The organism is Pseudomonas sp. MF4836 (genome assembly GCF_002018875.1).
GTDB lineage: Bacteria > Pseudomonadota > Gammaproteobacteria > Pseudomonadales > Pseudomonadaceae > Aquipseudomonas.
This window is the reverse complement of sequence record NZ_MVOL01000001.1, coordinates 1-13,344: the sequence shown is the minus strand read 5'-3', so window position 1 is coordinate 13,344 and position 13,344 is coordinate 1. Positions and strand designations below refer to the sequence as shown.

The following is a 13,344-nucleotide window of genomic DNA, read 5'->3' as shown; positions in this document are numbered from 1 at the left end:
TTATGTTGGTAACCAAACAACCTGTATTGCGCCGTTTCTGGTACGCCCTGCTGCCCATGTCCGCCCTGGATGCCGGGCCACAGCCCTTTACTTTGTTGGGCGAAGCCCTAGTGCTGTGGAAGCGCCCCGACGGCACCCCGGTGGCCATGCGCGACCGCTGCTGCCACCGCACCGCCAAGCTGTCCAAGGGTTTTGTCAGCGAAGAAGGCAACATCGCCTGCGGCTACCACGGTTGGGAATACGACTGCACGGGCACCTGCGTGAAGATCCCGCAAAACCCCGCCGGCATGATCCCCAAGGGCGCGGCGGTGCAGGCCTTCCATTGCCAGGAAAAATACGGCTACGCCTGGGTCGCCCTCGACGACCCGCTGCAACCGATCCCCGAATTTCCCGAGGACGGCGCCCCGGGCTACCGGCGCATCTTCCAGTTTTATGAAGAGTGGAAAACCAGCCCGCTGCGGGTCATGGAAAACTCCTTCGACAACTCGCACTTTTCCTTTGTGCACAAGGCCAACTTCGGTCTGTTCGACCAGCCGCAACCGGCGGGCTACGAGTTCCGCGAAACCGACTACGGCTTCGAGGCGGAAACCCGGGTGCCGATCCGCAACCCCGAAGAAAGCTTTCGCATCACCGGCAGCACCGAGCCCATCACCCAGCGCCACCTGATCAACCGCTATTACCTGCCCTTCTCCCGGCGTTTTGGCTGCATGTACCCGGACAGCGGCATCCACCACATCATCTACAACTGCGCCACGCCCATGGAGGACGGGCGGCTGATGCTGGTGCAATGGCTGTATCGCAATGACAGCGAGGAACAGTGCTCGACCCGGGAGCTGATCGACTGGGACGCGGCGATCACCGCCGAGGACCGGGACATTCTCGAAGCCACCGATTACGACGCCTGTGTCGACACCCGACGCCGGGTGGAGCTGCACATGCCCTCGGACAAGCCCGGGCTGGTGATTCGCCGGCAACTGCTGGGCCTGCTCGAAGCCCACGGCGAAAGCGAAGTGTTCCTCAGCCACTGACCGCGCCCCGGTGCGCCGGGGTTTTTCCAGCCGCTCATGACCTCAGGGGAGAGCGCGATGTTGATGCAGACCATTACCCGGGCCAACGCCCAGCCACAGCCCTTGCCCGCCGCCGACAGCGTCGGCGTGCAAACGCCGCTGTTCGCCAACCAGGTGGAAAAAACCTACAGCAACGGCACCCACGCCTTGAGCCGGGTCAGGCTGGCGATCCAGCGCGGCGAGTTCGTGTCGCTGCTCGGCCCGTCGGGCTGTGGCAAAAGCACCTTGCTGAAGATGTTCGCCGGCCTGGAGCAACCCTCCGCCGGCCACGTGCGTTGGTGGGGCAAGGACCGTCCGGCCACCCACACCCCGGGGCGCAGCCTGGCCATGGTGTTCCAGGAGGCGACGCTGATGCCCTGGGCCCGGGTCAGCGACAACGTGCGCCTGCCCCTGGACCTGGCCGGCATACCCAAGGAACAGAGCCAGCCCAAGGTCGATGCGGCCCTGGCGCTGGTGGGCCTGGGCGGCTTCAGCCAGGTGTACCCGCGGGAGTTGTCCGGCGGCATGCAGATGCGCGCCTCCATCGCCCGGGCCCTGGCCACCGAGCCCAACCTGCTGTTGATGGACGAGCCCTTCGGCGCCCTGGACGAGTTCACCCGCAACAAGCTCGACAGTGACCTGCGCCAGCTCTGGGCCAGCCGCGACCTGACCGTGGTGTTTGTCACCCACAGCATTTTCGAGGCGGTGTACCTGTCGTCGCGGGTGGTGGTGATGGGCGCACGCCCGGGGCGGGTGATCGCCGATGTAGCGATCGACGGCCCGCTGCATCGGGACGAGGCCTACCGCACCTCCCCGGCCTTTATCGAGCAGTGCGCGCATCTGTCCCGGCTGCTGGCCCAGGCCAATGGCGATCCTTGCTGAGTTCCTTTCCGAGAGCCCGATCATGAGCCCATCCTTTACCCCCTGGTTGCGTCACCCCACGGTCTTGCGCATCGTCTCGCCGCTGTTGCTCGGCGCCGTGTTGCTGGGCCTGTGGCAATTGGCTTGCGTGGCCTGGCAGGTGCCGGTGTACCTGGTGCCGTCCCCGGCCGACATCGGTCGCACCCTGGTCAGCGATGGCCCGATGCTGTTTGGCGCACTGTGGATGACCCTGAAGATCACCTTCTTCTCGTTCGCCCTGGCGGTGCTGATCGGCACCCTGGCGGCCTTTGTCTTTGTGCAGAGCCGGGTGCTGGAGGCCAGCCTGTTTCCCTACGCCATTCTGTTGCAGGTCACCCCGGTGGTGGCGGTGGCGCCGCTGATCATCATCTGGTGCAGCAACACCACGGTGGCGCTGGTGATTTGCGCGACCCTGGTGGCGATCTTCCCGATCATCGCCAACACCGTGCTCGGCCTGCGCAGCGTCAACCCCGGCCTGCTCAACCTGTTCCGCTTGAACCGCGCCAGCCGCTGGCAGGTGTTGCTGCGCCTGCGCATTCCCAGTGCCCTGCCGTGTTTCTTTGCCGGGCTGCGGATTGCCAGCGGGCTGGCGCTGATCGGCGCGGTGGTGGCGGAGTTCGTCGCCGGCACCGGCGGTACCGGCGCCGGGTTGGCGTACCAGATTCTCCAGGCCGGCTTCCAACTGAATATTCCCCGGCTGTTTGCCGCCCTGGTGCTGATCGCCCTGACCGGTGTCGCGCTGTTCAGCCTGATGGCGCTGCTCGCCCGCCTGAGCCTGCGCAATTGGCACGAAAGCGAATTCGGCTAACCTTTTGAGTCCGCCGCAAGTGCGGCGCATGGAGCCTCATATGAACCTTCAACACAGCTGGCTGGTGCGCAATGCCAGCGCGATTCTCACCGGTTTGCCCGGCGCGGCCGCGCGCCATGCCGGGCCGGATATCCGCATCATCGACGGCCGCATTGCCGCCCTCGGTGCCCTGCCCCCGTTGCCCGGGGAGCGTGTGCTGGACGCCCGGGATTGCGTGGTCTATCCGGCGTGGGTCAACACCCACCATCACCTGTTCCAGTCGCTGCTCAAGGGCATTCCCGCCGGCATCGACCAGAGCCTGGGGGCGTGGCTGGGGGCGGTGCCCTATCGCTACCGTGGCCTGTTCGACGAGCAGAGCTTTCGCCTGGCGGCGCGCATCGGCCTGGTGGAATTGGCGCGCTCCGGCTGCGCCACCGTCGCCGACCACCATTACCTGTACCTGCCGGGCATGCAGTTCGACAGCGCCGAGGTGCTGTTCGAGGAAGCCGAACGCCTGGGGCTGCGCTTTGTGCTGTGCCGGGGCGGGGCGACGCAGGTGCGTCAGGCCGAAGGCCGGACGGCTGCGGGGCCGGAAACCCTCACGCAGTACCTGGACGACGTCGAGCGTCTGGTGCGGCGCTACCACGATCCGGCCGCTGATGCCTGGCGCCGGGTGGTGATGGCGCCCACCAGTCCGCCCTACTCCATGCCCCCGGAGCACCTGCGGGAAACCGCCCGGGTCGCCCGGCGCCTGGGCATTCGCTTGCACAGCCACCTCAGCGAAACCGTGGAGTATCAAAACGAGGTGCAGCAGCGCCACGGTCTGTCGCCGGTGGCGTTTTGTGCCGAGCAGGAATGGCTGGGGCCGGACGTGTGGCTCGCCCACCTGGTGAAGCTCGACGCCGAGGAGATCCAGTTGCTGGGGGCCAGCGGCACCGGCATCGCCCACTGCCCGCAAAGCAATGGCCGCCTGGGCAGCGGCATCGCCGATGTGGTGGCCATGGAAGCGGCGGGGATGCAGGTGTCGATCGGCGTCGACGGCGCGGCCTCCAACGAGGCCTGCGACATGATCAGCGAAACCCACGCTGCCTGGCTGATGCAGCGGGCCAAGGCCGGTGAACGGGCCCGCCCCCGTTATGCCGGCGGTGACGAAGAAGGCGGCGCCCACGCGGCGACAGTGGAGGACGTGGTGCGCTGGGGCACGGCGGGCGGGGCCAGGGTATTGGGCCTGGACGCGGTGGGTAGCCTGCAGGTGGGCATGGCGGCGGACCTGGCGATCTACCGCCTGGACCAGCCGCGCTACTTCGGCCTGCACGACCCGGCCATCGGCCCGGTGGTCGGCGGCGGCCGCCCGACCTTGCGCGCCTTGCTGGTGGGCGGGCGGCTGACGGTGGACAACGACCAGTTGCCCGACCTCGACCTCGCCGAACTCGGCGCCCAGGCCCGCGACGCGGTACGCCGACTGCAAACCAACCTGTAGCCGCTGCCGCTAGACTCGGGCCGCGTTCGGACGCTGGCCCTTGAGAACGCTATCCATATGCCTGACACACCACGGCGTCTGCACCGGCCAGCGCAGCCTCGTGCCTCGGCAGCGGCTACAACTAACGCACATTCCTATACAGCATCAGGCGTGCCGTTTCGTGCAGCCCCCGAGTCAGTTCCAGCAACCGCTGAAACTCTTCGGGGTGTTGCTGGGCCACGTCGTCACGTGGGGTCGGTGAGGCCAAATCATGCAGGGTCGGCCCGCTGCCGTCGTGTTGCATTTGCAGCAGGAAGTCCTGGGTCACGCCGCCGATCACCGGGAAGGTCCCTTCCCTTAATACCAACGGCACTACCCGCTGCCCTTCCGGCGCTGGCTGTTGAATATCCCGCCCCATGGCGCCGTTGGTGAAGGACATGCCCGCCATGCCGGCCACCGTGGGCAGCAGATCAGCCAGCCCCACCGCTTCTTCGATCACCCGTGGCTGCAACAGCCCCGGGGCATGGATCAGCAGCGGCACGTTGTTGCTTTCCAGCCCTAGCTGTTCAAAGGCCGGGGCCATGTGCGGGATCTGGCTGATGCGGGTGTTGTGGTCACCGAAGAACACAAAAATCGTGTTGTCGTAGTAGCCCCCGGCCTTGGCGATGTCCATCAGCCGGCCGATGTTGAAGTCCAGCAGGCGCACCGCGTTGTATTGCTCCAGGCTGCGGGAGCCGGCGGCTTGCACCTGCTCCAGAGTCAGCTGTTTGACCTCAAAACCGTCGTTGCTTTTGGGGATGGTGAACGGCCGGTGGTTGCCCGAGGTTTGCAGGTAGGCGAAGAACGGTTGGTCTTTGGGCACGGCGCGCAGCAGGGCGTCGCTTTCCTTGAACAGGTCGAGGTCGGAGATGCCCCAGACGTCCACCAGCGGCGACTTCCAGTAGCTCTCGTCGTAGAGCTGCACGCCGTCGATGCTCTGGCGGATCAGCGCATTGATGTTGGCCCAGCCGGCGTTGCCGCCAATCATGTACAGGCGCTGATAGCCCTCGAACGCATTGATCAGGCTGTGCTGGCGGGTGATCAGCGGGTGGCGGGTCGCGGTCTCCTGGCGGGTGACGTCGGGCACCCCGGTGATGCTGGCCCACACGGTTTTCGCGGTGCCGGTGACCGGCACGTAGAAGTGTTTGAAGAACCAGCTCTGGCTCGCCAGCTTGTCCAGGTTGGGCGTCGGGTTCAGCGGGTTGCCGTAGGCGCCGACCGCGCTGGTGCCGAGGGATTCGAGCATGACGAAGATCACATTCGGTGGCCGTTGCCCCGTTGCTCGGTAAGGCTGCACGCCCTGCTCACGGCTGAAGTTCAGGCGCTGCGCATCCGGCTGCTGCACCCCCAGGTAGCGGGCCACGGCCGGGTAATGTTGGCGCACCTGGGCTTCGTCGAATTGCGCCTGGCCGGCCTTGAGGGTGTCGTACAGAAACAGCACCGGGTTCAGGCCCAGGGCCGCGACCTGGCTGTTGCCCGAGAAAAACGCATCGCTCCAGCGCAGGGGCACGGGGTTTTCCAGGTTGAGCTTTTCCACCCGCCCCAGCAGCGCCAGCAGCACGGCGACAACCCCCACCACGGCGGCCGAGGCCACGGCCAGGGTGCCGATGGGCCGGGCCGGGCGATCCAGGGTCAGCCGCTCCAGCTTGACCAGGGCCCATAACCACAGCCCCAGCGCGACCAGCCAAGCCAGGCTGATCCAGAGCACCGGGTAGGTTTCCCAGACCATCTGCCGCGAGATCTGCGCGTCGTCGAGGTAACGCAGCACCGTGGCGTTGATGCGCACGCCGAGGTAGGCGTAGTGACCGAAATCGACGATGTACACCAGCCCCACCGCCCCCAGCACCAGCAGCAGATACCCCCGGGCCAGCCAACGCAGGGCCGGCACCCGCAGCAGGTTCCAGCGCGGCAGCCAGGCCAGCAGCGCCAGGGGCAGCATCAGCAACAGGGCCAGACGCAGGTCGAAGCGCAGGCCGATGCCCAGGGTTTGCAGCAGCGGCGATTTGTCTTCGGCGGCCGCCAGGTCAATCCCGGAGAACCCCAGCACAAACACCAGCCGCAACAGCGCCAGCACCGCAAATACCAAGCCGATCGCGCCCACGCCGTAGCGCAGGCGGCGTGATTGCAACCACCCCATGTTTACCTCTGTGTTGTCAAAGCGAAGGTTTCAACTGACCTGCCCCGGCCCGCGGGCGCCGCCGCAGCCAGCGCCAGCCGGCGGCAGCCAGCAAGCCGCACCCGACCACCAGGCAGTAGCCCGCCAGCAAGGGGTCGATCAGGTAGTCCCAGTAGTTTTCCGAAGCCTTGAGCCGCAGCGCGAAAGCCAGGGTGCCCGCCCCCAGCATCCACACGCCCAGGGGGTTGCGCAGCCACAGCAGCACCAGCGCCGCCGCGCCCATGAGCACAATCATCGGTCGCGGGTTGAAGCCCCAGCGGTACGGATCGACATAGGTCAGGCCGAGGGTGGCCGGGTACAGGCTCAGGGCCAGCAGCCCGAACAGCAGCACCACCTGCAGCCGCTGCCCGTACGGCAACGGCTGCACCACCCCCAGGCGCAGCAGGCTGACCCAGCCCAGCAACACCAGGGTGCTGATGGCCAGATCATCGGTAAAGCTGCGCACATAGGCGGCCAGCGACAAACCATTAATCGGTACAAAGCTCACCAGCGCCAGCACCGGCAACAGCCAGGGCCGCCAGGGCGCGGTCAGGCGCAGGCTGCCGAGCAGGACAAAACTCAGGAGGATAAAACTCAGATGGGCTTGCCACAGGGAAAACATCACAGGCGCTCCGCCAGCCAGGCCTCGTTGAAGCTGACATGTTTGATAAAAGTGTTATTCCACGAGTAGACCAGGTGGTACATGCCGTCGGCGCTGCGGCTGAAGTACGGGTATTCGTACTCGAAATCACAGCCCCGGGGCTTGCACACCCGGTAGTCGAGGTTACTCAGGAAGCGTTGTTCCAAAGGCAGGCGCCGGGCGCCGCTGGAGGCGCGAAAGCCCTCGCCGATGATTTCCTTGTAGGCCTCGGGCGAGAACGGCTGGCCCAGGGGATCGGGAGACTGGTCCAGCTCGACCAGGCTGCGCCATTGATTGAGGTCGGCATCGGTGCCGTACAGGCTGAGCTTGAAGCGCCCGTCCTGCAGATCGTTGAGGGCCACCAGCAAGCCGTTGTCGGCGGTGCCCACGGCGGCCAGGGACGAATTGGGGTTGGACGGCTCCAGCGGATAGGGCTCGCTCCAGGTCTGCCCGGCGTCTTCGGTGCGGCTGGCCAGGACCCGATGGTGGTTGTCGCCGGCGTAACGCAGCATGGCGATGGCGCGGCGCCCGTCCTGGGGCACGATGGTCGGCTGCAGGGAATTCTTGCCCCGGCTGATGCGGAATTTGTCCACCACCTGGCCATCGCTGCTCAGGTACAGGTACTCGGCGAACTTGCCCATGAACTCGTGGTACACCGGCAGGCCGATGGAGCCGTCGGCATGGAACACCGGCGCGGCGCGGACCAGGGTGCTGATATTGAAGAACGGCGAGGTGATCAGTTGCCGTGGCGCGCTCCAGTGCTGCCCAAGGTCGTCGGAGAACATCACGTTGATCGCACTGGTGGCCCAGCCGCCCACGGACACCGAGACATAGAACATCCACAGGCGGTTATCCGGGGCCAGGGCAATCACCGGGTTGCCCAGCTTGCGAATGTAGCGCTGGGTGCCGGTGCGGGTGCTTTCCCGGGTCGCCAACACCTGTTCCGCGCCCCACTCGCCGCTCTTGGCGTCAAAGCGCGCGCTGCGCACCTGGACGTCGGCGGCGCCCTCCCGGGAGCCGGCAAACCACACGGCCATCAGGTCGCCACCGGGCAAGGCAGTGACCGAGGACGAGTGCACGAAATCATTCAGTTCCGAAGACACGAAGCGGCTGTTGTATTGCGGGCGGGCCTCGGCCGCCGTGGCGACGGTCGCGGGGCCGGCCTCGGCAAACGGCGCCAGCTCATGGGGCGGATGGCTGCGCCAGGCGGCAAGGAACACCCCCAGCAGAAGCAGGCCACAGCCGATAGACATCAGGCGATCAGGAAGCACACGCATAAGGAGCCCGTTGCAGATGCAGGGTGGGAACAAGGGAAACAACAGTCAGGGCGCGGCGTCATCCGGCAGGCGTCGACGGCGACCGGTGAGCATCGACAACGGCAGGTTGTCGCGCACCTGGACGCTCTCGTACAGCGCGGCGCAGACATGCACGCCCACCAGGCCCAGCAGCACATTGGCCGTGGTTTCATGCACCAGCAGCGGCCAGTCGGCGCCCCACAGTGCATCCACCTCTTCCATGGCCCAGCCGCTGAGGCCGATGATCAGCAACGCCAGCAGCATCAGCAGCATCACCAGCGCGCCCAGGGGCGAGTGGCCCAGGCGGTGGGCCGCACGCCGCTCCAGCAGCGAGCGCAAGTGCGCCTTGAGCCGGCCCGGCGTCGGCCAGAAGTCGGCCCAGCGCGCACTGCGCGGGCCGATAAATCCCCACACTGTGCGCACCAGCAACCAGGCCATGGCGTAGTAGCCGAGCCAGATGTGCCAGTCGTCACCGGCTTCATTGAAGAAGTAGTTGGCGACGAAGACCCCGGCGATGGACAGGTGAAACAGCCTGACCACGGGGTCCCAGAGGCGCAGGGACTCGGCTGGCATCAGCCCTTGATCTCGGTCTTGACCGCTTTGCCGGTCACCGGATCGTGGTAGATCTCGACCTTGCGCTTGTCTTTGTCAAAGCCGTAGATCTCGTAGCAGTTGCCGTCGGTGACCTTGAACTTGCTGATCTCGTAGCCCTGGGCCTTGAGCTGCTCCTGGAAGGCCTTCTGGTCCTGCCATTGCGAGCGCTCGGCGGTGGTGCATTGCGGGCCGGCAACGGCCAGGGGGCTGGCGATGATCAGGGACAACAGGAGAATTTTACGCATGGGAACGCTCTCGTCTGATGAGGGAGATCGCACTGTGCAAAACCAAGCTTAGGGCAACCTTAGTTGGCAACGAGCCGTTACATCTTTCCCGACACAAGGCACTGCCGGAGCGCCACGCCTGGCGTCATCATGCCGCCGTTCCAGCGCCTGCTTCCCTACCGAGACCCCACCATGCGCCTGCTCCTTGTCGAAGATGATCGTGCCCTGGGCCAGGGTATTCGCGTGGCCTTGAGCGCCGAGGGCTACACCCTGGACTGGCTGCAGGATGGCCTCGGCGCCCTGCATGCCCTGCGCACCGAGAGCTTCGACCTGTTGCTGCTGGACCTGGGCCTGCCGCGCCTCGACGGCCTGGAATTGTTGCAACAACTGCGCGCCGAGCAGCACGACCTGCCGGTGCTTATCCTCACGGCCCGTGACGGCACCGCCGAGCGCATCGCCGGGCTGGACGCCGGGGCTGACGATTACCTGGTCAAGCCGTTCGATGTCGAGGAATTCAAGGCCCGGGTCCGCGCCCTGCTGCGCCGTAGCCAGGGCCGGGCGCAGCCGCTGCTGGAGCACGCCGGGGTCAGCCTCGACCCGGCCACGCAGCAGGTCAGCTACCAGGGCCAGGACATCGTGGTCACGCCCATGGAGTACCAGTTGCTGCACCAATTGATGGTGCGCCCGGGCAAGGTAGTGACCCGCGAGCGCCTGTCGCGGGCGCTGTACGGCTGGCAGGACCGGGTCGAGAGCAACACCCTGGAAGTGCTGATCCACAACCTGCGCAAAAAGCTTTGCGCCGAGCTGATCCGCACCGTGCGCGGCGTGGGTTACGTGCTGGAGCTCAAGCCATGAATTCGGTACGTGCGCGGATTCTGCTGCCGGTGCTGCTCCTGGTGCTGCTGGGGGATGTGCTGATCAGTTGGCTGGTGCTGCGCGACAGCCACCATGAAATCGAAGAGGTGTACGACGCCCAACTGGCGCAGAGCGCGCGCCTGCTGCAAGGCGTATTGCGCCAGCGCGACCCCGGCGAGGCGGACTGGGACCGGCTGTACCAGGCCTTCGACCAGGCCATGAGCCGGGTCGGCGAAGACGGGGTGGCCCACCCCTACGAAACCCGCCTGACGTTCCAGGTCTGGCGCAGCGACGGCCAGTTGCTGGTGCGCTCCGCCGAAGCCCCGGAGCTCAAGGCACCGCCCGCCACCCTCGGCTCCCACGACATCGACGACAACGGCAACGAGTGGTGCGCCTTCCTCCTGGCCGACGACCAGCAGGGGCTGCTGATCTGGGTCGGCGAACGCGACGACATTCGCCAGGACCTGATCCAGCGCATCATGCGCCACACCCTGTGGCCGACCCTGATCGGCGTGCCGCTGCTGGCGCTGCTGATCTGGCTCAGCATCGGCTGGGGCCTGAAACCCCTGCGGGCCATGGCCCAGGCGATTCGCGGGCGTAACACCGCAACCCTGCAACCCTTGCAGCTCAAGCCCCTGCCCCGGGACCTGGAGCCGATGCACACCGCCCTCAACCAGTTGCTGGCGCAGATCGACACCCTGCTCGAACGCGAGCGACGCTTTATCGCCGATGCCGCCCACGAACTGCGCACGCCCCTGGCGATTCTGCGGATCCACGCGCAAAACGCGCAGAGCGCCGGCACCCCGCAACAGCGGCGCGAGGCCCTGGACTTTCTGGTCAGCGGGGTTGACCGCGCGACCCGCATCGGCAGCCAGTTGCTGACCATGGCGCGGATCGAGCCGCAGTTGAACAACCCCACCCGCAGCACCGTGCAGCTCACCGCCCTGGTCCGCGAGGAGCTGGCGGAGCTGACGCCCCTGGCCCTGGAAAAGGACGTCGAACTGGTGCTGGACGGCGACGAGACGTGCCAAGTCGACACCGACCCGGTGGCCCTGGCCATCGCCCTGCAGAACCTGGTGACCAACGCCCTGAACTTCTCGCCGCCGGGCAGCGAGGTCTGGGTCCGGGTGCAGCCCCAGGCGTCGGGGGCGATCCACCTCAGCGTCGAGGATTCGGGCCCCGGCATCGACGAACAGAACCGGGCGCGGCTGCTGGAGCGGTTCTACAGCCAGGGCAATGCCAACGGCGCGGGCCTGGGGCTGGCGATCGTCAACATGATCGCCGGCAAGATCGGCAGTCAGCTGGAGCTGCATAACCGCGCCGAAGGTGGCCTGTGCGCGCGGCTGCTGCTGACGGCCAGCCCCCAGGCCGTGGGGCGTGCAGCGCCGCAGCCGGCCTGAAACGATTCAGGCCTCGGGATCATTGATTGCGGCAGCCGGCGAACCTTTCCCCGGCAACCGGCGTCCGAGCTAGGGCATTGATGCTTACCGCCCGTTGCGAGGTTCCCGTTTGAACGCTGCCATCGTCAAAAAATACCGCCTGATCATCAAGACCTTGGGCTACGTGGGCTGGGCCCTGTTCTGGCTGCTGATCTGGGATGTGGCGGTCACCGTGGACTTCATGCTGTTTCTCAACAGCAAGATCAACCTGCCGCTGATGCCCCTGACCCTGCTCGGCTCGGCGCTGGTGGTGCTGATCAGCTTTCGCAACAGCAGCGCCTATAACCGCTGGTGGGAAGCGCGGACGCTGTGGGGGGCGATGGTCAACAACTCCCGCAGCTTCGCCCGGCAAGTGCTGACCCTGCTGGATGACCCGGGAAGCGAAGTGAACCCGGTGAAATCCACCCTGTTGCGCCGTCACGTGGCCTATGTGAACTGCCTGGCGGCGCACCTCAAGGGCCAGCCGTGCCCGGATGAAGTGCGGGCATTCATTCCCACCGAGGAGTTTGCCCGCAGCGGCGCCACCAACAACTTTGCCAACAACATTCTCAATGGCTCGGCGGCGCTGCTGGCCAAGGAGTACAAGGCCGGGCGCCTGGACAGCATTCGCCTGGCGCGGCTGGAAACCACCCTGGTCGAGCTGTCCAACAGCCAGGGCGGCATGGAGCGGATCGCCAACACGCCGCTGCCCTACCCCTATGTGTATTTTCCACGGCTGTTTATTTCGCTGTTCTGCCTGATCGTGCCGGTGGGCCTGGTGGAGTCCCTGGGCTGGTACACCCCGCTGGCCTCGACCGTGGTCGGCTTTATGCTGCTGGCCATCGAACGCATCGGCACCGACCTGCAAAGCCCGTTTCGTGCCAGCGAACACCAGATCCAGATGGAAACCATCTGCGAAACCATCGAGCGCAACCTTCAATCGATGCAGCGCGACGCACTGGGTGGCGATCGGATCGGCTGATGCCTGCCCCTGGCCGCGGCGCTCAGGTAGCATGGCGCCCGCTGCCGCTTGCGATACTGCGACAAATCACCCGTGGCGAGGGAGCTTGCTCCTGCTGGGTCGACCGGCGCTCCGGGGCGTAACCGCCCCAATGGCCACAACCTCGTTCCTGCAGGTTAATCGCGGGTTCAAGGTTTGCGGCCGCTGCGCGGCCGAGCGGGAGCAAGCTCCCTCGCCACAGGACAGTGTTCGTACTGGCATTATTATTTATTTCGCTGCACAGGAGCCTTGCATGGCCATTCCGGATCGGCTGCAACCGTTACGCCCGAACCCGCAACAACGGGCCACCATGAACACCCTGCTCGAAGCCCTGGAACACCTTATCGATCAGAGCCGCTATGAAGACGATCCCGAAATCATCGCGCTGATCGAGCAGTGGAACAGCCTCGCCAGCCGGCCGTTCGAATTCTATGAGTTTCGTGATTTCCACAGCTACACCGATGCCGATGACTTCATCCGCTCGGCGTTTCATCAGGAAAAGTACGTTGCCGACTTGAGCTTCGACGAGGCCTGCGCCCTGGCTGATTTTGTCTGCACCAGCGGCGGCGATGATTCGGATGTGAACTACGCCCTGCAACTGCTGGAAACCAACTTTGCCAATGCCAATGCCTCGGACCTGATCTTCTGGCCGGACGACTGGTTCAAGGATCCGGAATTGTCACAGCTCGAAATGACCTCCCAGGAGATTGTCGGGTACCTGATGGAGAAATCTGGACGGCGCCTGGCCGATGCGCCCGTGATGGCCTTGCCCCTTACCGTGCCCAAGGACCTTTGACCCGGGCACATGAAAATGGCGGCCTCACGGCCGCCATCCCAGGTTTCAGCACTCAGCGGCGATCACCACCACCGGGGCCGCCACGACCACCGCCGTCGTAACCCCCCGGGCCACCGCCGTGGCCGCCACCATGACC

The 13,344-nt window shown here is 65.8% G+C and carries 13 protein-coding genes; 8 read left to right on the top strand and 5 right to left on the bottom strand.

Going from position 1 to position 13,344, the window contains the following annotated elements; all coding sequences use genetic code 11:
* The first annotated feature begins 2 nt into the window (after nt 1-2).
* From MF4836_RS00065 to MF4836_RS00050, 4 genes are all read left to right on the top strand, one after another.
* Nucleotides 3-1,028, top strand: coding sequence for an aromatic ring-hydroxylating dioxygenase subunit alpha (locus MF4836_RS00065; RefSeq protein ID WP_078468528.1), 1,026 nt, complete (start codon nt 3-5; stop codon nt 1,026-1,028).
* Nucleotides 1,029-1,085: 57 nt separating this feature from the next.
* The gene (locus tag MF4836_RS00060) at nt 1,086-1,928 is read left to right on the top strand and encodes an ABC transporter ATP-binding protein (protein ID WP_078468527.1); all 843 of its coding nucleotides are present in this window, start codon (nt 1,086-1,088) and stop codon (nt 1,926-1,928) included.
* Nucleotides 1,929-2,025: 97 nt separating this feature from the next.
* Nucleotides 2,026-2,754, top strand: coding sequence for an ABC transporter permease (locus MF4836_RS00055; RefSeq protein WP_178102904.1), 729 nt, complete (start codon nt 2,026-2,028; stop codon nt 2,752-2,754).
* 40 nt (nt 2,755-2,794) lie between these two features.
* Complete coding sequence (locus tag MF4836_RS00050; protein WP_078468526.1) at nt 2,795-4,213, top strand: amidohydrolase family protein; 1,419 nt, start codon at nt 2,795-2,797, stop codon at nt 4,211-4,213.
* A 121-nt stretch (nt 4,214-4,334) separates the two neighbouring features.
* Here MF4836_RS00050 and MF4836_RS00045 read toward each other — a convergent pair whose 3' ends face one another.
* Genes MF4836_RS00045 through MF4836_RS00025 form a run of 5 tightly spaced genes read right to left on the bottom strand, consistent with a single transcriptional unit; the run spans nt 4,335 to nt 9,160 of the window.
* On the bottom strand, nt 4,335-6,368 hold the full coding sequence (locus tag MF4836_RS00045; protein WP_078468525.1) for an LTA synthase family protein: 2,034 nt from the start codon (nt 6,366-6,368) through the stop codon (nt 4,335-4,337).
* Between the two features lie 16 nt (nt 6,369-6,384).
* Nucleotides 6,385-7,008, bottom strand: a complete 624-nt coding sequence (locus MF4836_RS00040) for a hypothetical protein (RefSeq protein ID WP_078468524.1) — start codon at nt 7,006-7,008, stop codon at nt 6,385-6,387.
* Complete coding sequence (locus tag MF4836_RS00035) at nt 7,008-8,303, bottom strand: sialidase family protein (RefSeq protein WP_078468523.1); 1,296 nt, start codon at nt 8,301-8,303, stop codon at nt 7,008-7,010. The genes MF4836_RS00040 and MF4836_RS00035 overlap by 1 nt, the downstream gene beginning before the upstream one ends.
* A gap of 45 nt (nt 8,304-8,348) precedes the next feature.
* Complete coding sequence (locus MF4836_RS00030; protein ID WP_078468522.1) at nt 8,349-8,894, bottom strand: cytochrome b/b6 domain-containing protein; 546 nt, start codon at nt 8,892-8,894, stop codon at nt 8,349-8,351.
* Nucleotides 8,894-9,160, bottom strand: coding sequence for a PepSY domain-containing protein (locus MF4836_RS00025; RefSeq protein ID WP_020296694.1), 267 nt, complete (start codon nt 9,158-9,160; stop codon nt 8,894-8,896). Before MF4836_RS00025 ends, MF4836_RS00030 begins: the two co-directional genes overlap by 1 nt.
* 171 nt (nt 9,161-9,331) lie before the next feature.
* Here MF4836_RS00025 and MF4836_RS00020 point away from each other — a divergent pair, with 171 nt between their 5' ends.
* From MF4836_RS00020 to MF4836_RS00005, 4 genes are all read left to right on the top strand, one after another.
* Nucleotides 9,332-9,994 (top strand): response regulator, encoded by a 663-nt coding sequence (locus MF4836_RS00020; RefSeq protein ID WP_078469115.1) that lies wholly within the window; start codon nt 9,332-9,334, stop codon nt 9,992-9,994.
* The gene (locus MF4836_RS00015; protein WP_078468521.1) at nt 9,991-11,394 is read left to right on the top strand and encodes a sensor histidine kinase; all 1,404 of its coding nucleotides are present in this window, start codon (nt 9,991-9,993) and stop codon (nt 11,392-11,394) included. Before MF4836_RS00020 ends, MF4836_RS00015 begins: the two co-directional genes overlap by 4 nt.
* A 109-nt stretch (nt 11,395-11,503) precedes the next feature.
* Nucleotides 11,504-12,394: a bestrophin family protein gene (locus tag MF4836_RS00010; protein WP_078468520.1), complete on the top strand. Its 891-nt coding sequence runs from the start codon at nt 11,504-11,506 to the stop codon at nt 12,392-12,394.
* Between the two features lie 271 nt (nt 12,395-12,665).
* Complete coding sequence (locus MF4836_RS00005) at nt 12,666-13,208, top strand: hypothetical protein (RefSeq protein WP_078468519.1); 543 nt, start codon at nt 12,666-12,668, stop codon at nt 13,206-13,208.
* Nucleotides 13,209-13,344 lie beyond the last annotated feature (136 nt).

Excerpts from the sequence above, each read along its gene's own strand:
- MF4836_RS00065 (WP_078468528.1), top strand. The coding sequence starts at position 3 with ATGTTGGTAACCAAACAACCTGTATTGCGCCGTTTCTGGTACGCCCTG.
- MF4836_RS00060 (WP_078468527.1), top strand. The coding sequence starts at position 1,086 with ATGTTGATGCAGACCATTACCCGGGCCAACGCCCAGCCACAGCCCTTG.
- MF4836_RS00050 (WP_078468526.1), top strand. The coding sequence starts at position 2,795 with ATGAACCTTCAACACAGCTGGCTGGTGCGCAATGCCAGCGCGATTCTC.
- MF4836_RS00045 (WP_078468525.1), bottom strand. The coding sequence starts at position 6,368 with ATGGGGTGGTTGCAATCACGCCGCCTGCGCTACGGCGTGGGCGCGATC.
- MF4836_RS00040 (WP_078468524.1), bottom strand. The coding sequence starts at position 7,008 with ATGTTTTCCCTGTGGCAAGCCCATCTGAGTTTTATCCTCCTGAGTTTT.
- MF4836_RS00035 (WP_078468523.1), bottom strand. The coding sequence starts at position 8,303 with ATGCGTGTGCTTCCTGATCGCCTGATGTCTATCGGCTGTGGCCTGCTT.
- MF4836_RS00030 (WP_078468522.1), bottom strand. The coding sequence starts at position 8,894 with ATGCCAGCCGAGTCCCTGCGCCTCTGGGACCCCGTGGTCAGGCTGTTT.
- MF4836_RS00025 (WP_020296694.1), bottom strand. The coding sequence starts at position 9,160 with ATGCGTAAAATTCTCCTGTTGTCCCTGATCATCGCCAGCCCCCTGGCC.
- MF4836_RS00020 (WP_078469115.1), top strand. The coding sequence starts at position 9,332 with ATGCGCCTGCTCCTTGTCGAAGATGATCGTGCCCTGGGCCAGGGTATT.
- MF4836_RS00015 (WP_078468521.1), top strand. The coding sequence starts at position 9,991 with ATGAATTCGGTACGTGCGCGGATTCTGCTGCCGGTGCTGCTCCTGGTG.
- MF4836_RS00005 (WP_078468519.1), top strand. The coding sequence starts at position 12,666 with ATGGCCATTCCGGATCGGCTGCAACCGTTACGCCCGAACCCGCAACAA.